The 19,851-nt window shown below is 40.5% G+C and carries 17 protein-coding genes, 5 tRNA genes and 1 pseudogene; 20 read left to right on the plus strand and 3 right to left on the minus strand.

Features of this window, described 5'->3' with window-relative positions; genetic code table 11:
• Window positions 1–81: 81 nt before the first annotated feature.
• From ACQ4XT_RS12100 to phoU, 15 genes and pseudogenes are all read left to right on the plus strand, one after another.
• Entirely contained in the window at window positions 82–1,866 is a 1,785-nt protein-coding gene (locus ACQ4XT_RS12100; RefSeq protein WP_446853882.1) for a methyl-accepting chemotaxis protein, read from the plus strand.
• A gap of 196 nt (window positions 1,867–2,062) precedes the next feature.
• A complete protein-coding gene (locus tag ACQ4XT_RS12105; protein ID WP_089654346.1) occupies window positions 2,063–3,700 on the plus strand; it encodes a Na/Pi cotransporter family protein in 1,638 nt (545 codons plus the stop codon).
• Between the two features lie 451 nt (window positions 3,701–4,151).
• Window positions 4,152–4,228 (plus strand) — tRNA-Met (locus tag ACQ4XT_RS12110).
• 23 nt (window positions 4,229–4,251) lie between these two features.
• Window positions 4,252–4,327 (plus strand) — tRNA-His (locus tag ACQ4XT_RS12115).
• A 3-nt stretch (window positions 4,328–4,330) separates the two neighbouring features.
• Window positions 4,331–4,407, plus strand: a tRNA-Ile gene (locus tag ACQ4XT_RS12120).
• Between the two features lie 11 nt (window positions 4,408–4,418).
• Window positions 4,419–4,511, plus strand: a tRNA-Ser gene (locus ACQ4XT_RS12125).
• Window positions 4,512–4,617: 106 nt separating this feature from the next.
• Window positions 4,618–4,690 (plus strand) — tRNA-Phe (locus ACQ4XT_RS12130).
• Between the two features lie 176 nt (window positions 4,691–4,866).
• Window positions 4,867–5,480: pseudogene (locus ACQ4XT_RS12135) on the plus strand (superoxide dismutase).
• Window positions 5,481–5,582: 102 nt separating this feature from the next.
• A complete protein-coding gene (locus tag ACQ4XT_RS12140; RefSeq protein WP_446855666.1) occupies window positions 5,583–6,818 on the plus strand; it encodes an MFS transporter in 1,236 nt (411 codons plus the stop codon).
• Window positions 6,819–6,904: 86 nt separating this feature from the next.
• The gene (locus tag ACQ4XT_RS12145; protein WP_446853883.1) at window positions 6,905–9,052 is read left to right on the plus strand and encodes a peptidoglycan D,D-transpeptidase FtsI family protein; all 2,148 of its coding nucleotides are present in this window, start codon (window positions 6,905–6,907) and stop codon (window positions 9,050–9,052) included.
• Between the two features lie 210 nt (window positions 9,053–9,262).
• Entirely contained in the window at window positions 9,263–10,261 is a 999-nt protein-coding gene (locus ACQ4XT_RS12150; protein WP_446853884.1) for a PstS family phosphate ABC transporter substrate-binding protein, read from the plus strand.
• Between the two features lie 79 nt (window positions 10,262–10,340).
• Window positions 10,341–11,288, plus strand: a complete 948-nt coding sequence (gene pstC, locus ACQ4XT_RS12155; protein WP_446853885.1) for a phosphate ABC transporter permease subunit PstC — start codon at window positions 10,341–10,343, stop codon at window positions 11,286–11,288.
• Window positions 11,288–12,166, plus strand: coding sequence for a phosphate ABC transporter permease PstA (gene pstA, locus ACQ4XT_RS12160; RefSeq protein WP_446853886.1), 879 nt, complete (start codon window positions 11,288–11,290; stop codon window positions 12,164–12,166). Before pstC ends, pstA begins: the two co-directional genes overlap by 1 nt.
• A gap of 22 nt (window positions 12,167–12,188) precedes the next feature.
• Window positions 12,189–13,037, plus strand: coding sequence for a phosphate ABC transporter ATP-binding protein PstB (gene pstB / locus ACQ4XT_RS12165; protein WP_446853887.1), 849 nt, complete (start codon window positions 12,189–12,191; stop codon window positions 13,035–13,037).
• A gap of 20 nt (window positions 13,038–13,057) precedes the next feature.
• Complete coding sequence (gene phoU / locus ACQ4XT_RS12170) at window positions 13,058–13,717, plus strand: phosphate signaling complex protein PhoU (protein ID WP_446853888.1); 660 nt, start codon at window positions 13,058–13,060, stop codon at window positions 13,715–13,717.
• A 198-nt stretch (window positions 13,718–13,915) separates the two neighbouring features.
• On the opposite strand, the gene ACQ4XT_RS12175 is transcribed toward phoU, so the two are convergent.
• Window positions 13,916–14,365, minus strand: a complete 450-nt coding sequence (locus tag ACQ4XT_RS12175) for a hypothetical protein (RefSeq protein WP_446853889.1) — start codon at window positions 14,363–14,365, stop codon at window positions 13,916–13,918.
• Complete coding sequence (locus tag ACQ4XT_RS12180; RefSeq protein WP_446853890.1) at window positions 14,362–14,739, minus strand: hypothetical protein; 378 nt, start codon at window positions 14,737–14,739, stop codon at window positions 14,362–14,364. Before ACQ4XT_RS12180 ends, ACQ4XT_RS12175 begins: the two co-directional genes overlap by 4 nt.
• Before the next feature lie 183 nt (window positions 14,740–14,922).
• On the opposite strand from ACQ4XT_RS12180, the gene rpmG reads away from it, so the two are divergent.
• The 5 genes from rpmG to ACQ4XT_RS12205 all read left to right on the plus strand — a co-directional run bounded on the left by rpmG (window position 14,923) and on the right by ACQ4XT_RS12205 (window position 18,970).
• Window positions 14,923–15,072, plus strand: coding sequence for a 50S ribosomal protein L33 (rpmG, locus tag ACQ4XT_RS12185; protein ID WP_035509116.1), 150 nt, complete (start codon window positions 14,923–14,925; stop codon window positions 15,070–15,072).
• A 398-nt stretch (window positions 15,073–15,470) separates the two neighbouring features.
• Window positions 15,471–16,040 carry a 5-formyltetrahydrofolate cyclo-ligase gene (locus tag ACQ4XT_RS12190; protein ID WP_446853891.1) on the plus strand — a complete coding sequence of 190 codons (570 nt, stop codon included), beginning with the start codon at window positions 15,471–15,473 and terminating at the stop codon, window positions 16,038–16,040.
• Window positions 16,041–16,132: 92 nt separating this feature from the next.
• Window positions 16,133–17,116: an L-lactate dehydrogenase gene (locus tag ACQ4XT_RS12195; RefSeq protein ID WP_446853892.1), complete on the plus strand. Its 984-nt coding sequence runs from the start codon at window positions 16,133–16,135 to the stop codon at window positions 17,114–17,116.
• 30 nt (window positions 17,117–17,146) lie between these two features.
• On the plus strand, window positions 17,147–17,332 hold the full coding sequence (gene yqgO / locus ACQ4XT_RS12200; RefSeq protein ID WP_446853893.1) for a protein YqgO: 186 nt from the start codon (window positions 17,147–17,149) through the stop codon (window positions 17,330–17,332).
• Between the two features lie 108 nt (window positions 17,333–17,440).
• Window positions 17,441–18,970 carry a rhomboid family intramembrane serine protease gene (locus ACQ4XT_RS12205; RefSeq protein WP_446853894.1) on the plus strand — a complete coding sequence of 510 codons (1,530 nt, stop codon included), beginning with the start codon at window positions 17,441–17,443 and terminating at the stop codon, window positions 18,968–18,970.
• On the opposite strand, the gene ACQ4XT_RS12210 is transcribed toward ACQ4XT_RS12205, so the two are convergent.
• Window positions 18,967–19,818: a hypothetical protein gene (locus ACQ4XT_RS12210; protein ID WP_446855667.1), complete on the minus strand. Its 852-nt coding sequence runs from the start codon at window positions 19,816–19,818 to the stop codon at window positions 18,967–18,969. The genes ACQ4XT_RS12205 and ACQ4XT_RS12210 overlap by 4 nt on opposite strands.
• Window positions 19,819–19,851 lie beyond the last annotated feature (33 nt).

Raw genomic sequence — 19,851 nt, forward strand, 5'->3', positions numbered from 1 at the left:
AATAGGTCATTAACAATTCCTTAACACTCTGTCTTCATACTTTGTTTGTGCAATCAATCAAAGAGATGGAGTGTTTATACTATGAAAAAAAGGATACGACTCAAACTGGTGGCATCAAAACTCGGATGGCCGAAAATCAACTTGCAGATAAGGTTGACAGCCATCGTTTGTGGCCTTGTGCTTATTTCAGTTTCTATGATTGGTTTCTTTTCTTATACGAAAGCTAAAGAAAATCAAATGAATTTGGTACAGGATCGTCTGGAGCGGGAGTTGTTGATGGCTCAGGATGTGGCAGAACAATTGATGTATGCCTTCGTTGGCGATCAAGAAGAATTCACAAATCGCATGGAAGGATACTCAAATGCTCAGCAGGCGCAACTTCAACAAGATGGCTTATCCTCTGCAGCTTATATTATTAATAACGAAGGAGTCTTTTCATATCCAACAAAGGATCAAGCTTCTCTTCCTGATCCACTAGTGAAGCAATTCCTGAGTACAGAGAATGGCACGGAAACGATTCAGTTGGACGGGGAAAATTACGTACTATCCTATGCGCCTGTCCAAGAACTGCAAGGAATCTATGTACTTGGAGTGCCGGAGAAGGACTTTATGAGTAGCGTGCGCCAAATGGCTATGTACACAGTGTTATTAGGAATCATAACCGTCCTTGTAGTTGGCGTGATTGTTTATTTTGTCGTTAGGAAAATTGTTCATCCAGTAAAACAGATGCAGCGTGTCATGAAACAAGCAAGAAATGGGGTTTTATGCGACTCGGATTCCATTAAAACGAGTCTCCCGGAAATTCAATCGTTAAGAAAAAGCTATGAAGAACTTATACATAAAATTGCGGATATTCTGTCTTCCCTTCAAGGAGCTGTTGATCAACTTGAAAAAGGTGGGGAACAAATGGATGGTTCCTCTAGAGAATTGAAGCTTGTTCATCAGGATCTCAGCAAAAGTGTGAATCAAGTCCAGGACGAAAGTGATCGAACTTCAGAATACATGGATAGTCAAAAGGAAGTTTTCGATGAATTAAACAAGGTGTTCGGTCAGTTGCATAAAACATTGGAGACCCTTTTTGGTGAGCAGGGACGAATGAACGAAGCTGTTCACTCAGGAAATGGCGGGGTGGAGCAGGTCGAACAATCTTTACATAGCTTTAGAAAAGAAATTCAGGGGATGACTTCAAGAATCGAATCTTTTCAAAATTACATGGTGAACATCCAGGATTCGGGTACCAAAATACAAGATATTGCAGAGCAGACGAGAATGCTTGCATTGAATGCATCCATTGAAGCTGCCCGTGCAGGAGAACATGGTAAAGGATTTGCTGTAGTCGCACAGGAAGTCAGAAAACTTGCTGACCGATCCAGAACAGCAGCTGTAGATATTGACCAGCGGATGAAGCAGGTCATGTCGCTCGGAGGAGATCTTTCCGCACAATTTGATCAAATGGAAAAAGAGTTACAGGATAGACAACTCCAAATGGATATATCAAAGAAAGCTTTCAGAAACTTATCTGAAGGAATGAGCTCGTTTAATCTAGAATTAGAGTCCACTAAAGACCAATTGAAAAAAGGCAATGAGGTTATGCCGCGTATGGAAGATGTTATGGAAGGTATGAAGAAAGTAATATTAAACCAGGCTCGTTCCACTGAACAATTAGTAAAAACTTCTGACCGGCAACAAATAACGATGCAAACGTTCGATGCATTTACCTATGATCTAATTGCACTTACCCAGGAGCTTTCAAGTATTATTGCTTCCAATCAATTTGAAAATGAGGAATTGGCAGAGGAACAATCCCAGCCAACTTTAACAGAAGAACATGAAGAAGACACTACAATAGAAAAGAAGGTTTCGTAAAAGGTCCCAGAAGGGGCCTTTTTTTATCGGAAAATTCGAATAACACACGACAGTTGTGTCAGTATTATATGAATGTAAATTTAATGTTAAGATTCATGAATTGCCTTTACAAAAGCTTTGTCCATGGTTAATATGAGTGAGGTTGTTTTAATAAAGAGAAAAATGATGAAACTTGGATGAAGAAAGGGTGGAGAACATGGAAATCGATGTGCAACAGATGATATTTGAATTCATCGGTGGACTCGGTATCTTTCTATTCGGCTTAAAGTATATGGCGGATGGACTGCAACGTACGGCTGGAGATCGTTTGAGGGAGCTATTAGACCGTTTCACAAGCAATCCATTTATGGGTGTGATCGCGGGTACCGTCGTTACAATTCTTTTGCAGAGTAGTAGTACGACAACCGTACTGACTGTTGGTCTTGTCAACGCAGGATTCATGACATTCAGGCAAGCGATTGGTGTTATTATGGGTGCCAACATTGGTACAACCATGACTGCATTTATCATTGGTATAGATATTAAAGCTTATGGATTGCCAATCCTTGCCGTTGGTGCTTTCTTGCTATTCTTTTTCAAAAGTAAAAAAGTCGCGAACTTTGGTCAGACCATCTTCGGTCTAGGTGCTTTGTTCTTTGGACTTGAAGTAATGAGTGGAGGAGTGAAGCCACTTCGATCACTACAGGCTTTCCAGGATTTGACGGTAAGCATGAGTGATAACCCGATATTGGGTGTTATCGTAGGTACCTTATTCACTGTTATCGTACAAAGCTCCAGTGCAACAATAGGGATTTTGCAGACGTTGTTGGGAGAAGGGCTTGTCGATTTACAAGCAGCTATCCCTGTATTGTTTGGTGATAACATCGGTACAACGATTACGGCTGTCCTAGCATCCATCGGTGCAAGTGTCGGCGCGAAGCGAGCTGCATTTGCTCACGTCATATTCAACGTGTTAGGAGCTACCGTATTTTTAATTTTCCTAGTTCCATTTGAAAGATATGTAAACTGGTTACAAACGAGTATGGATCTAGAGCCCGAAATGACTATTGCCTTTGCTCACGGATCCTTCAACATTGCGAATGCGGTTGTGCAATTCCCGTTTATTGCAGTCCTTGCATGGATCGTCATTAAATTGGTGCCAGGGAAGGATTCAGAAATTGATCATAAACCACAGCATTTGGACCCGATTTTTATTGAACAATCTCCATCCCTTGCTTTAGACCAAGCAAAAGAAGAAGTTGTTCGTATGGGTGAATATGCATATAAAGGTCTTGAAGAAACAAGTCTTTATTTGAACAATAAACAACAAAAGCACTCTGAACTTGCTATGCAAATTGAAGATGCTTTGAACAATTTGGATCGTAAAATTACTGATTATCTCGTTGATCTTTCTCAAGCTTCTCTATCAGATGAGGAAAGTCATAAGCATTCCGCACTAATGGATTCTGTCAGAGACTTAGAACGGATTGGTGACCACTTCGAGAATATCATTGAATTGATTGACTATAAGAACTCAAATAAAGTGAACCTTACTCCTCAGGCGATCGAGGATTTGAATACAATGTTTGACCTTACGTTAATGACCGTTAAGCAGGCAACAAGATCTCTTGAAACGATGAGCCGTGAAGAAGCATTGGCCGTTGTCCAAAAAGAGAATGAATTGGATCGTATGGAACGTAGTTATCGTAAGAAACATATCATCCGTTTGAACGAGGGTGTATGTACAGGACAAGCAGGTATTGTATTCGTAGACATGATCAGCAACTTAGAGCGTATCGGTGACCATGCCGTGAATATTGCTGAGGAAGTTTTGGGAGAAAAAGAAAGTTTATAAAGTAAAAAAGGCGGCTGACAAAGCCGTCTTTTTTTTGGATAAGCACTATAAAGAATATGTTGAAAAAAGATAAAGGGTGATTTTGGAAGGTTTGATATCCAGACAATAGATGAAGGGTTAGATAGACTTGAGACTCCTCTAGGATCTTCGGAGAGTTACCTTCTCTTTAGTACGAGTGTCAGGGGTGTTTTTAAACTCCTGTTCAAAGGAAAGCGAACCCAGAACCTTTCCTGTCCCCTCCAAGGACACAAAATATCATGGAATTGTTATTTCCCCTCAGGAAGCCAATATGTTGGAATATTCAATGCTTTATTTTTTCTTCAAAAAACCCTTGAAACGAAAAGAAGGGCGTGATATATTATTTTTGTCGCTGATTTGAGAGAGAAAAAACAGTTGACGTCTTGAGATGAAAATGGTATATTAATTAAGTCGCTCACAAGCGATATTAATTGGCGGTGTAGCTCAGCTGGCTAGAGCGTACGGTTCATACCCGTGAGGTCGTGGGTTCGATTCCCTCCACCGCCACCAAACATACATAATTAAAAAACGTGGCGGTTGTGGCGAAGTGGTTAACGCACCGGATTGTGGTTCCGGCATTCGTGGGTTCGATTCCCATCAACCGCCCCATGTGGACCCTTAGCTCAGCTGGTTAGAGCTATCGGCTCATAACCGATCGGTCGCAGGTTCGAGTCCTGCAGGGTCCACCATAACATGATACGGAGGAGTACCCAAGTTTGGCTGAAGGGAGCGGTCTTGAAAACCGCCAGGGGCTTTACGGCCCGCGGGGGTTCGAATCCCTCCTCCTCCGCCATGATACATACTCATCTACATCACTTGCACCTTGCCAAGCAAGGGATTTCCTTGAATGAGGATCGATACAAGTTTTTGAGCTGAAAAGTAAAAAACGTATGTTTTATGGCTCGGTAGCTCAGTCGGTAGAGCAACGGACTGAAAATCCGTGTGTCGGCGGTTCGATTCCGTCCCGAGCCACTCCTTTTAAACAATCAAGTTATTCTTGGTTGTTTTTTTATGTTTTAAAATTTCCTTTCAGGGAATTCTTAATATCGTGATGCAAAACATTTGCTAATCAATTTTCCGTTTGATAATGTAAAATGTGAAGCAAATCGCTTCTGTTTTACATATTAATTTAAAGGAGGAGTTACATTATGGCTAAATTTGAACTACCAGAACTACCTTACGCTTATGATGCACTAGAACCTACTATTGATAAGGAAACAATGAACATCCACCATACGAAGCACCACAACGGATATGTGACAAAGCTTAACAATGCACTTGAAGGACACGCAATCTTCAAGACAAATCTTTGGAAGAGCTTCTTTCCAATAATCTTTCTGTGGTACCTGAAGATATTCGCACTGCAGTGCGTCGAAACGGTGGCGGCCACGCAAACCACAGCCTTTTCTGGACAATCATGTCTCCGAATGGTGGCGGTGAACCAACGGGCGATCTTTCTACAAAAATTAATGATACGTTCGGTGGTTTCGACCAGTTTAAAGAAAAGTTTGAAGAAACGGCAAAAGGCCGCTTCGGATCTGGTTGGGCTTGGTTAGTAGTCAATAATGGTGACCTTGAAGTTATCGATACTCTTAACCAAGATTCTCCGATTATGGAAGGTAAAACTCCAATTTTAGGTCTTGATGTTTGGGAGCATGCGTATTACCTGAATTATCAAAACCGTCGCCCTGATTATGTTTCAGCATTCTGGAACGTTGTAAATTGGGATGAAGTTGCTAAGCGCTTTGACGCTGCTAAATAATTGAAAATTACGGAGAGGCATGGATATTAATCCATGCCTCTCTTTTTGTATATCTCCTTTTGTTCTGAAAACACTAAAGGTGAACACAAAGGAGAAATGGATATGGTGAGTAAGCTGCGTGTGTGGCTCAGCCACGAAAATGTATCAAAAGATTTATTGCTATTACTTCTCATTGGAGGCTTATATTCTCTCGGTATTTTTTTATCCAGTACATTTGTGAATATATACTTATGGAAACAATCCAATAGCTATATTGACATAGCTCTATATAATTTAGCCATTTATGTCTTACAACCCTTAACTTTCATATTAGCGGGAAAGTGTGCGAAGAGAATAGATCGGGTGATCGTATTGAGAACCGGGGTGACCGTGCTCTCTTTGTTTTTTTTAACGGTCTTACTTGTCGGAGAGCGGGCTGCCACGTTCAATATTATGCTTGGTTCATTATTGGGGGTAGGGTATGGTTTTTACTGGCTTGCTTACAATGTATTGACCTTTGAAATCACCGAACCCGATACAAGGGATTTTTTCAATGGATTTCTTGGTGTGCTGCAATCTCTTGGAGGAATGACCGGCCCGTTACTTGCCGGTTATATCATTTCTAGACTGAACAATTTTACTGGATATACGGTGATTTTCACGATTTCCTTCGGCTTGTTCATCATTGCTGTCCTTGTAAGTTTCGGCATATCGAGAAGAAAGGCTAAAGGGAATTTTTCGTTTCGACGAATTGTGTCAGAGAGAAAGAATAACTCAAATTGGAGACGCATCTTAAATGCTCATGTTTCGCAGGGCTTTAGGGAAGGAACTTTCTTATTTGCCGTCTCTATCTGGATCTTTTTAATGACTGAGGATGAGCTGTCATTGGGTGTATTTAATTTGGTCTATTCTGGTTTTTCTTTTCTATTTTACTTTCTTGTCAGTCGTTGGGTTAAACCCAGGCGTAGAAAGAAGGCGATCCTCATATCAGGATTGGCTTTATATTTAAGTGTATTGATTTTACTGTTCAGTGATACCATGGCTCTATTGCTCATCTATGCGGGTATTGCAGGGGTATTTTTCCCGTTGCTCTATGTGCCTTATATATCTTTGACATATGATGTGATAGGTAAATCCTGGAATGCTGCTGAAATGAGAATCGAATATATTGTCGTAAGGGAAATTTTCTTGAATTTTGGCAGGGTCTTGTCCATCGTGATATTTCTTTTAGCCATTACTCTAATCCCACCAGAAACTGGAATACCATATATCTTGTTAATTGTTGGAGGTGGTCACTTCTTCATCTACTTCTTCGTAAAAGGTATTGACACACAGTGCAAGGAATCGACACATAATTGAAACCAATAACCCATGAGCTTCGTCTATTCTATGATGCATAAAAAATGCTATAATAAATGAAGCATGATAGAGAAGGAGAGGAGTTCATGGGAAAGAAGCATAAATACAAAACGAAACACAAGTCACACCTTTCTTTCCGATTGAACGTGGTGTTTTTTGTTGTATTCCTTATATTTGCTGGAATTATACTACAGCTTGGGGTCGTTCAAATTCTTAACGGAGAAGAGGCCCAGGAAGAAATTGACCGTACAGAAAACACAACGACCAGCATACCAGTCCCGAGGGGAGAATTGTATGATCGGTATGGCCGTGTAGTGGTTGATAACCAGCCTTTGTATTCAATTACTTACACACCCCCAAAAGGTGTGCAGCCTAAAGATAAGCTGCAATTAGCTGAAGAAATATCTAAGTATATCGATATGGAATATGAAGGGAAGTTAACGGATAGAGATCTTAAGGAGTATTTCTTTCTTCAAAATCAGGAAGAGGTTACTGCCCGTATTGAAAATGAAGATACCTCCGAATTGGATAATGGTGAAGTCTATCAACTTCAACTAAATAGCATTAGAGATGATGAAATTGCTCTCTATGACAATCAAACGAAGGAAATCATAGCTATTAAGAAGGAATTGGATAAAGCCTATGCGCTTGCACCTCACGTTTTGAAAAACACGGATATTTCTGAAAGGGAATATTCTGTCGTTGCTGAGCACTTAGCTGAGTTGCCGGGAATAAACGTGACATCAGATTGGGAGCGTACATATCCGTATGATTCTGTTTTTCGCAGTTATATTGGCAGCATTACATCGAAAGAACAAGGGGTTCCGAGAGATCAACTGGATTACTTCATGTCTCTGGATTACAGCCGTAATGACCGTGTGGGAACAAGTGGGCTTGAGCAGGAGTATGAGGATGTCTTAAGAGGTAAAAAAGAAAAGGTCCAATACGAAACAGACAAGAACAATAATGTGATTAATTCCAAGGTGATTCGCGAGGGAGAGAAAGGCAAAGACCTCGTCCTCACAATTGATATGGAGTTTCAGGAACGAGTCAACAAGATTGTTCAGGAAGAGCTTGAAGCAGCAATTCGCAAAGCTCCTGGACCAAACAGACACCTGGAGAACGCGGTGGCAGTCGTTTCAGATCCAAATACAGGTGAGATTTTGGCAATTACAGGTCAAACCTATAATAGAACTCCTGAAGACGGAGAATCTAGATTCACTGACACGTCCCACCAGGCGCTTTATAATTCCTATATGCCTGGGTCCATAGTAAAAGGAGCTACTGTCCTGACTGGATTACATGAAGGGGCGGTGACACCTAATACTTGGATTAATGATAGACCTATCACAATTGCTGGAAAGCAAAAAGGTTCTTACACCTCCAATATAGGGGCAGTTAATGATGTTGCAGCTCTTCAGCAGTCTTCAAACGTTTATATGTACTTCCTTGCGATGTATTTGGGAGGGGATTATAGTAACAAATATGATATGAACTCCTTATCATTAAAAGAAGGCACGTTTGACAACTTTATTTATAATTTTAACCAGCTCGGACTTGGTGCGAAAACGGGTATTGATTTTCCGTACGAAGGTTTAGGGGTAACAGGTGAGCCTGGGAACCCAGGACACATCCTGGACTTTTCCATCGGCCAATTCAGCACTTATACGCCGATGCAGTTAAACCAATATGTATCCACCATAGCGAACGGCGGCGACCGAATGCGTCCGAGATTGGTGAAGAGTATTCATGAGCCGTCGCTGGAAGATGGGTTAGGTCCGTTGTACAAAGATTATAGTCCAGAGGTATTAAACCACCTTGAAATGGACGAATCTTATATCGAAAGAGTACAGGAAGGATTCAGGCAAGTGGCTCAAACGAATCAGGGAACAGCCAGTCATGTTTTTTCTAAAGAACCTTATGCTCAATATAATATGGCAGTAAAAACAGGAACAGCGCAAGCATTCAAAGCTGTGTTTGATGAAAATGGAGAAAGAACAACTTATAAGAATTTATTGAATAAAACATTGGTTGGATATGCACCTTCGAATGATCCGGAAATTGCCTTTTCCATTGTCTCTCCTTATTTAGGAGAAAACGCAACAAGCACGTTTGATATAAGCAACAAGATTGGAGCGCGGATTGGCCAAGCGTATTTTGAACTAAAAGAGGAACGTAAAGAGAGCGGAATAAGTACGAATAAATCAGAAGAAGAAGCAGAAACTGAGGAGTGATACGACAAGTATCACTCTTTTTTTATATATTAACGGAAAAATCGTGTGGAATATCCAAACTTAAGGGTGTTTATGCAACAAAAATCGCCAATTTACAAAACCTTTACGTTTGATTCATATGTCATTAAAACTCTCTCGTTAATATATAAAATGTGAGTTGGCCAAGCAGCCAAACACAAAACATAACCATACAAATAGGGGGAGAAAGAAATGAAAAACTTTAAAAGTTTAGCACTAATGCTAATGTTCATCCTAGTGCTGGGAGTACTTGCAGCATGCGGGGGTTCAGAAGAGGAACCAGCAGCTGAAGAAGGTAACAACTCAGAAGAAGGCACAAACGCAGAAGGTTCTGAAGAAGTATCCGGACCGATCGCTATTGATGGATCTTCTACTGTATTCCCAATCATGGAAAACTTGACTTACACTTACAATCAGGAAAACCCTGATGTGAATGTAACAGTGAACTCTTCAGGTTCCGGCGGTGGATTCAAAAAATCCACAGTAGGTGAAATTGATCTAAGTAACGCTTCTCGTCCTATTAAAGAAGAAGAAATGGCGACTGCTGAAGAAAACGGCATTCAATTAGAAGAATTAGAGCTTGCATATGACGGTCTTTCTGTTGTTGTTAGCCAACAAAACGACTTCGTTGAAGAATTGTCAATTGAACAACTAAAACAAATCTTCCTTGAGTCTTCAGATGCTACAATGTGGTCTGATATCAATCCAGAGTGGCCGGAAGAGGAAATCAAAATCTTTAGCCCTGGGCATGATTCCGGTACATTCGACTACTTTAATGAAGTAATCCTTGAAGAAGAGCCAATGAAAGAAGGTTCTAACACTACACTTTCTGAAGATGACAACGTACTTGTCCGCGGTATTGAGAATGATCCTAACGCTATCGGATTCTTTGGATATGCTTACTATGCTGAAAACGAAGATGTCTTGAAAGTTCTTGGAATTTCTGAAGGTGGAAACGAAGCTGTGAAACCAAACCCTGAAACAATTCAAGATGGTTCTTACACACCACTATCCCGTCCGCTATTCACTTATGTAAATGTGAATGCTTATAAAGAAAAAGCACAAGTTCGTGATTTCGTTGAGTACACTTTGAACAATGCTGGAAAAGCTGCTGAAGAAGTAGGCTATGTAGCTCTTCCTGAAGACAAGTATCAAGAGCAACTTGAAACAGCGAAAAGCTGGGCAGAGTAATTGATTTGAAAACCTAACAAGGAAGGTGAGACTTAATTTAAAGTCTCACCTTGCCTTATGGATGAGAGGAGTTTTTAACATGGACAAGGGGTTACAATCAGAGGGGAAAATGATTGACGTCCAACAAATGATTGAAAGAAATAAAAAGAAGAAAAGTTTAGGGGAAAGAATAGAGAAAATCATTCCTTTTTTCTTGCTTCTTTGTGCTACAGTTAGTGTCTTAACAACTGTAGGGATATTATTTACTTTGTTGCGTGAGTCTATTGGCTTCTTTTCCAATGTGTCTTTAGTTGATTTTTATACAGGGACAAGCTGGTCACCGTGGTCAGGTGAGTATGGAGTTGCTCCATTGATAGGTGGTACATTACTCATCACTTTGATCGCTACGCTTGTAGCTGTACCATTGGGACTTATGTCAGCCATATTTTTGAGTGAATATGCAAATGATAAAGTGAGACGTGTCATCAAACCTGTACTTGAAGTATTAGCAGGTATTCCAACTGTTGTTTATGGTTATTTTGCTTTGACATTCGTTACACCAATGTTCCAATCTTTTATTCCTGATTTGGGAATTTTCAACGCCCTTAGTGGTGGGTTTGTAGTCGGTATTATGATTATCCCTATGGTTGCATCTCTTTCGGAAGATGCTATGAACTCTGTTCCTAATGCTTTAAGGGAAGGAGCTTACGGATTAGGTGCAACAAAACTTGAAGTAGTATTTAAGGTGGTTTTACCTGCAGCTCTATCAGGAATCATTGCATCCATTGTTCTTGCTATTTCAAGAGCTATCGGAGAAACGATGATTGTAACCATAGCAGCAGGAGCTACACCTAATCTCACTTTCAATCCGACAGAATCGATACAAACCATGACTGCTTTCATTGTGCAGGCAGCTACAGGTGATACCACTTTCGGATCTACCATTTATTACAGTTTGTACGCAGTAGGAATGACCTTGTTTGTTTTCACACTCGTCATGAACCTTATTGCTCAGTACATTTCTCGTAAGTTCAGGGAGGAATATTGATGCTTGGTCAAAATGAACAAAATATCAAGAAACGTATGGAAGGGAGAGTAGCCACCAACAAAGCCCTTATGGTCCTGTTTGGACTGGCTACTACAGTAGGGTTAGTCTTCCTAGTCTTGCTTTTTTATCGTGTATTGACTCAAGGAATTGGTTATCTGAGTCTTGATTATATCTTAAACTTTCCAGCACCATATCCAGAAGAAGCTGGTATTTACGCCGGATTGATCGGATCAGTTTTTTTAATGATTATCGTGGCAATTTTCGCCGTCATTATTGGGGTTGCGACAGCGATTTACTTGGAAGAATACGCACCTAAAAATAAGTTCACGGATTTTATCAGAGTTAACATTCAAAACTTAGCTGGTGTGCCATCCATTGTATTCGGACTATTAGGATTAACTTTCTTTGTTTATATGTTTAATTTCGGCTATACACTCATTGCTGGTGGATTAACGATGGCCTTGTTGATTCTTCCTGTCATTGTAGTAGCTGCTCAAGAAGCTGTCCGTTCAGTTCCAGCAGAAATCAAGGAAGCATCCTATGGCATGGGAGCGTCTAAGTGGCAAACCATTGCACGCGTTATTCTTCCAGCTGCCATTCCGGGAATTCTTACCGGTGCGATTATCGCTTTGTCCCGTGCAATTGGTGAGACAGCGCCATTAATTATCGTAGGTGCAGCAACAGCCATCTACACTTTACCGGATTCATTACTGGCTAAATACACCGTCATGCCGATTCAGATCTATAACTGGACTGGTAGACCACAGGAAGAATGGCAGTTTGTTGCAGGAGCAGGAATAATTGTTCTCTTAGCTGTATTGCTACTCATGAATTCAATTGCTGTTTTAATCAGAAACAAATATCAACGTCGTCTTTAATTAGGATGAGGAGGGTTTCAATATGAATAAAGTAATGGAAGAGAAAACAAATAAAAAGGTAAACCAGGGAACAGCGAAGCCTGAGGTTAAAAAAGAGGGAATTAAAAAAGAGAAAACGAATAGCATTATCGAAGTGAATGACTTGAATTTATGGTATGGTTCAGACCAAGCTCTATACGAAGTGAGCATGGAGGTACCAGAAAAACAAGTAACAGCCATTATCGGGCCTTCCGGTTGTGGGAAATCTACGTTCTTGAAGACATTGAACCGCATGGTTGAGATGGTTCCAATTGTAAAGACTTCCGGTTCTATTAAATATCGTGATCAGGAAATCTTCAGCAGTAAGTATAAAGAAGAATACTTGCGTACGAAGGTAGGAATGGTTTTCCAAAAACCAAACCCGTTTCCAAAAAGTGTATATGACAACGTAGCCTATGGACCTAGAATCCACGGCATTAAAAAGAAAGAAGTGTTAGATCAGATCGTTGAGAAAAGTTTAAGAGGTGCAGCGATTTGGGATGAGTTGAAAGATCGTCTAAATGAAAATGCCTATGGTCTTTCTGGTGGTCAGCAGCAGCGTGTATGTATCGCTCGTGCTTTAGCAGTTGAACCGGATGTGATCTTAATGGACGAACCGACTTCAGCGTTAGACCCTATTTCTACAGCAAAAGTAGAAGAACTTGTTCAAGAGTTGAAAGAAAAATACAGCATCATTATTGTTACACACAACATGCAACAGGCCGCACGTATTTCAGATAAAACAGCCTTCTTCTTAAATGGAGAATTAATTGAGTTCGCTGACACCGATGACTTGTTCCAAAACCCTAACGACAAGCGAACAGAAGATTATATTACTGGACGCTTTGGCTAATTTTTTAGGGGGGATTATCCATGTCAATCCGTGTTCATTTCGAAGAAGAACTTGAAAACTTAAAGAAACAAATTAAAGAGTTAGCTCATGATGCGAAAGATTCACTTGACCAAGCCATTTATGTCCTATATCAAGGGGACGTAGAGGCTGCAAAAAAAATCTTGGAAGATGATGCAGCCATCGATCGTAAGGAAGAAAAGATAAACGATGATGCAATTTTGATGCTGGCGAAGCAACAGCCTGTAGCAAGGGATTTGAGAAGGATCATCATTGCTATCAAAATCTCCAGCGATTTGGAGCGTATGGCTGACCATTCGACCAATATTGCGAAGGCAACCATTCACTTGGGTGAAAATCATGGGATTGAAGTAGATCCTGAGTTGCGTGAAATGGCTATCCTGGCTATGGATATGGTGGACCTTGCAATTAAATCTTTTGAGTATGAAGATATTTCGTTAGCGAAGAAGCTTGCTGAAATGGATGATGTTGTAGATAAAAAGTATGGTTCGATTGTAAAAGAAATGCTGGAATTGACCGCGATTAATCCACAACAGATCCAGCACATCATGCAGATGGCCTATGTTGCCAGATATATTGAAAGGTTTGCTGATCATATTACGAACATCGGCGAAAGTATCTTCTATCTGGTGAAAGGAAGAACGTATGATTTGAATAAATAACACAGAAGACATGAATCGATTGTTTCGATTCATGTCTTCTTTATGTTGAAGTATTCCACGCTCTATCGTTATTAGGGAGCGTATATTTGATTGAATGTATGGATCATTTATGGATGAAATGATTCTAATCACCGATGTTAAAGTGGAATGGTAGTTACGTTCATTAAATTAAGAAAAAGCCGCTAGAGTGCGGCTTTTTTACTTAGATGTAATAGCTTCAGCAATTTCTTGAAGCGACATATCTGAATTTAATGTAGCTTGGCCAATCTGAATATAGCGGCTGTAGTCATTTTCTTTCATGAATGATTCAAACTCGGCAGCATCTTCTATGATTTGGGCCTGAATCAGTTTATCACTTATATCATCTGTTGTAGTACCAGGGACTACGTCAATAGAGAAAGTGGTTATTGGCTCCTCAACAGGTGGGGGAGTCTGTGACTGCCTATTATCGTTTTCCTTGAGGGTTTTCCACTCGTCCATAGTTATAGCTTGATATCCTTTACTTTCAAGCTGTTCAATCAACTCTTCTGTACTGTTTTCCATTTCAACGCCCGTTGAGGAAGTGGTCTCTGTGTTCCAGTAGGATATGGCGAACACTATCACTGCTGTAAGCAAACCCAGGGCATAGGAGCGTATCCATTGTTTCATGTTCGAACACCGCCACTTTTTTGTTGTTGGATCATCGAATGGACATCATACTCACTCAAATTCGTCTGTTTTGCTATGTAATGGGTTTTATAACCCTTTTGATACATGGATAGAACAGTATCGATTAAAGGAAGGCTTTGAGGGGTTTCTTTTTTCTTTGGTGGCTGTTTCATGATTTCTTGAGTTAAATCTTCAGCCAGAAGTTCTTCTTCCAAAATCTTCATTTTCTTTTTTAGCTGGTAATTGCTTTGCATCATTGTCATATTGACTTGCTCAACTTGGTTTTCAAGTTCTTTCATGCGGTCATTCATGAAGTATGAAAGAACAAAAAGGCCCAGGGCAACGGCGGTCAATGTACCAATTACATAAATCAAGCTGTATCACTCCTTTAGTTTTCCACATTTATTTATATCATAGAAATAGAAGCGTGGCTATGGGATATTTCACCGTTTTTAGCTGAATAACTACTTGAAAGGTTCCATCGTTTTTGGTATTATGTATTAGTCTGATAATGTGAATGAGACAGTGAATAGCTTTTATGATTAGGAGGAATAATAATGCGCGTAAACATTACACTTGCATGCACCGAAACTGGTGACCGCAATTATATTAGCACAAAAAACAAGCGTAAAAACCCAGAGCGTCTAGAGCTTATGAAATACAGCCCACGCGTAGGGAAGCACACGCTTCATCGTGAAACAAAGTAAGCAGTAGGATTATTTCCTACTGTTTTTTTTATATCCAAAGCTATGCTAACCACTGAAAGCTCAGTTATTGAACAATATGGCAGGATTGTAGAATACTCAGTTTCGAGACTTTTGTTGAGTGGATGGGGCTTCGGGGAATAGCTCGCTCACCGCCCGCCCCATGGAAAGTGTTCAAATGCGGAATCGTCCTGGTAGACACGACTGGCATAAGCAGAACAGCAACGGAATGTGTTTTTCATTCCTTGGCTGTTTTGCTTATGACGCAAGTGTCTGGACGATGGAGCAAGACGAACCTTTTCCCGGAGCCCCCAGAACCACACAATCGCCTCGAAACTGAGTCTTTAAGAAAAGGGAGCTTTTGTAAAATTAATTTAAAGAGCAGAAAAGGAGGTGTAGAAATGGAAAAGAACGAACTTAGGTTCAAAGGAAAGAAGATTCTTCAGGACATAAGTGTGAAAGAGCGACTCCAAATTGAGGCAAAAATGCAAGAGAATTTGTTCAACAGTGAAATATGGAAGAGTGCCCATGTCGTAGGTGTCACCTTATCACAAACGCATGAATGGTCTACAGAACCTATTATTGAGGAAGGGTGGCGTACCGACAAGAAAGTGGTCGTACCAAAATGTATTCCAGAGAGTAGAAAGATGGAGTTTTATCACTTGGAGAAATATGATCAATTAGAGAGAGTCTATTTTGGTTTAAGAGAACCGAAGCCTGAGAGTTCAGCCCTGGTGAAGAAAGGTGATATTGATCTTCTCCTTGTACCAGGACTATTGTTTGACGATAAAGGGTACAGAATAGGATATGGCGGAGGTTATTTTGATCGATTCATTGAAGGGTTTCGTGGGAAAACCTTAATGATCGCTTCCGAGCGACAAAGGTACTCGCCACTTCCTTTTGAAGAATATGATCAGAGGGTGGAATATGTTCTTACCGAAAGTGGGATTCAACCTACATATCATTTTTAATTCTGACGATGTCACAAAACATTCATTCATTGTGAAGTATTGAGCAAACTTTTGAGTTATAATAAGGTTAGATTAATTGAGGAGGGATTGGATTGGAACATGTAAATCGAGTAGCTTTGATCGGTACAGGTGCGGTGGGTTCTAGTTATGCGTTTGCTCTATTAAACCAGGGGGTAGCAGATGAACTGGTTATGATCGATTTGAATAAAGAGAAGTCGGAAGGCGATGCGATGGATCTGAATCATGGCCTCGCTTTTGCTCCTGCAAACAAGAAGATATGGTTTGGGGATTATGCCGATTGTGAGAGCGCTGATCTTGTCGTCATTACTGCTGGGGCAAATCAGAAACCAGGAGAAACAAGGTTGGATTTGCTTGAGAAAAACACGGCCATATTTAAATCCATTGTGGACTCCGTTATGGAAAGTGGATTTGATGGGATCTTCCTTGTAGCAACAAACCCTGTTGATATCTTAACCTATATGACTTGGAAGTTTTCTGGTCTTCCTGCGGAACGTGTAATCGGGTCTGGAACGATCCTGGATACAGCTCGGCTGCGTTTCAAACTGAGTGAATATTTCAATATTGATACACGTAATGTCCATGCATATATTATGGGTGAGCACGGAGACTCTGAGCTCCCGGTTTGGAGTCATGCGAATGTCGCTGGTCGCTCTGTGTTTGATCGCATTAAAGATCACCCTGATCTGTATGATGAAAAAGATCTTGCAGGTATTTTTGAACAGGTGAGGGATGCCGCCTATCATATTATTGCACGAAAAGGAGCCACACATTACGGAATCGCAATGGGGCTTGTCCGTTTAACAAAAGCCATTCTGCATAATGAAAATGCGGTTTTGACTGTCTCTGGTTATCTTCAGGGACAATATGGCATGGATGATCTTTATATAGGTGTACCTGCGATAGTCAACCGCAAAGGAATTCAAGAAATCATCGAATTGGATCTTGACAAGGATGAATTGAAAAAGTTTCATTCTTCTGCGTCCATCTTAAAAGATACGATGGACCCTGTCATTCATAACTATGTGTATAAGGATGATGACTCTAGCAAAAAATAAGTTCACCTAATAAAAGAAGAGGTGGATGAGATGCGTCAATTTTTTAGATGGGTTATGATCATCGGCTCGGTTATTGCAACGGTTTATAAGTATCGATACACAGCGTTGGACGTCGTTACGAAAATTCCTTTTCTTCGTAAGCTCCTTGTTCGTTTGTCCATGAACATTCCCTGGATTCGGCAAAAATTTCTTTCGCAAATGTTTCGGGGGCTATGAATAAAATAAGCTGTCGGGGTATGTTCCTGGCGGCTTTTTTAATGCTTTCAGTTAGCTCCTTAACAAAAGGGCATGATATGATGAAGGTGTGATCGAGGGGGTTGCAACGTGTTTATTGAGCAAGAGTATTATTTATGGAAACTTACTTATGACCTGGTTGTAGCACAAGATTTTCAAGTGCTAAATATGAGTACGGAACGAGGGGAAGTTTGGCTTGAGAAGGAACAGGATTGGCAAACGCATGTGATCCGCTTAACTCATAAACAAATCAATTGGAAAAATGAGCTGCGGAGGGACCTGGAAAAGTCATATCGACAGTTGTCTCAAAATAAGAAATTATTCCGGGGCGGAAAAGTCCAATTCCACGTAGTGTATGTTTCGGAATACCCACCTGTGGAAGAGCGGGAGGATGTTGAAAAAAACATCTCTTCACAAAAGAATTCAATCTTTCTTTACTATATGGATGACGAAAACAAAGCAAGAGAAAAGAAAAAGTTTTACAGTGCTTTTCAATTAGAAGAACCTCTCGTGGATCAACAGGTTAGCGAAAGCGAAATGGAGGCTATGCTTCCATACCTGAAACACCAGCTTGTTAAGAAACAACAAGATCAAAGAAAAGAAGTTATGTCAATCTTCGATTATGGCAAACCTCGAATGACCTACTTTTTACTTGCTATCAATGTACTGATTTTTCTTTATATTGAATGGGTGGGTGACAGTACTTCAGTAGAAACACTCATACAGTACGGAGCAAAATTCAATCCAGCAATTATGGATGGGGAATGGTGGCGGCTCGCCACTTCTATGTTTCTGCATATAGGGGTTCTCCATCTTTTTATGAACATGTTCGCCCTTTATTACCTAGGCACGGCCGTTGAAAAATTGTATGGAACTTGGCGTTTTACATGGAGCTATTTACTTTCAGGTTTGTTTGGTGGTGTGGCGAGTTTTATGTTGAATCCCCATGTGGCTGCTGGAGCATCAGGTGCCATTTTCGGATTGTTTGGAGCACTCTTGTTTTTTGGTGTCCAGCATAAACAGTTGTTTTTCCGAACAATGGGTTGGAATCTCATTTTTATCGTCATCATCAATATTTCATTCGGACTGCTCGTTCCTCAAATTGATAATGGAGCACATATCGGAGGGATGATCGGTGGTTTTATCGCCACTGCAGTCGTACGTTTGCCTAAACAGATGAATAGGCCGAAACAGCTTGCTGCTCTTGTTGTTTTTTTATTACTTATCTCAAGTATGGCGTTTACTGGTTATATGGGATTATTCAATGATTCGAAAGGTTTTAGCGAGGTCCAAGAGACACAGGAGCTAAATCAATCGGGTGCCTATGACGAAGTGATTGAAATCACGAGTGAAGCCCTGGATAATCCTGGTCAATATGAAGCTGCTCTACGTTTCAACAGGTCATTTGCGTACTTGCAAAAAGGCGAAACCAGTGCAGCCAGGAAAGACTTGATCCGTGTCCTTGAACTTTCTCCTGAGATGGCAGAAGCACATTATAATTTAGCGCTATTATACCAGCAAATCGGAGAAGAAGAGAAAGCGGCTGACCATGCAGAACGAGCCGCCGACCTTAATCCCGATCAAAAGGATTTTAAAGAACTATTCAACAACCTCCGTTAATAAGACTGAATGAGGCGGTGCTTTTTCCCAGTATCATCCTCATAAAGGACAATTAAATGGTTCCCTTTTTTATCAAAAAGAATGAGTGGAATATAGCTCTGGATGGGGTGGGAAGATTTTGTATCACTAATTCCCAGCACATAGTTTTTATACAAACCTTCCCACAGTTGTCCTTTTATTCGTTCAGAGTCATCTTCCTTTGTTCCAGGTAGCGGCTTGTCTTTATAGTCTGCGAGGTCAGTTAAAGGGACAAGCGTGTAATCTTCTTTGTTTATCCCGTAGTACGTAAGCAATTCTTCCCATTGAACTTCCAACTGTTGTTGAATGGAGTGATCCAGTCTCTTTTTCCATTCTTCCTCCTCTTGATTGGCTGCTTCTTTGAATGCCGTTCGCTTCGAGTGAGGCGAATCAATGACGTAAAGCTCGTCCTTCGAGCTTGCCTGGATGCTTTTAATTGGACCACTATCCTCATGTATTTCTCCATGATGGAAAGAGATGGCCTGATATTTTTGACTGTCTTCCCCATGTAAAGACGTTTCCTTCTTTATTTCTGATGCGTTTTCCTCCCACTTACTGACAACACCTTTTAGTCGTCCATTTACATACAAAAGGGAGACGTCCTGTCTCAAGTACATGGCTTTGTCACTTTCAGAAAACATATTCCATAGGATTTCATACTCATCCTCATCTTCTTGGGAAGCAAAATTCAAGGAAGTTCCGTACGATTCAAAATCACTTCTGTCATCTAAAGGGAAATACTTGATGACCGCTTCATCATTAAAGTATTGAGTATAGATTGCGATGAATATAGCTAAGGCCAAAGGACCAAGTACCCAATGTACCCACACTTTTCTCAAACCATCATCTCCTCATATATCCTC

The organism is Halobacillus sp. 12SKB (genome assembly GCF_052941655.1).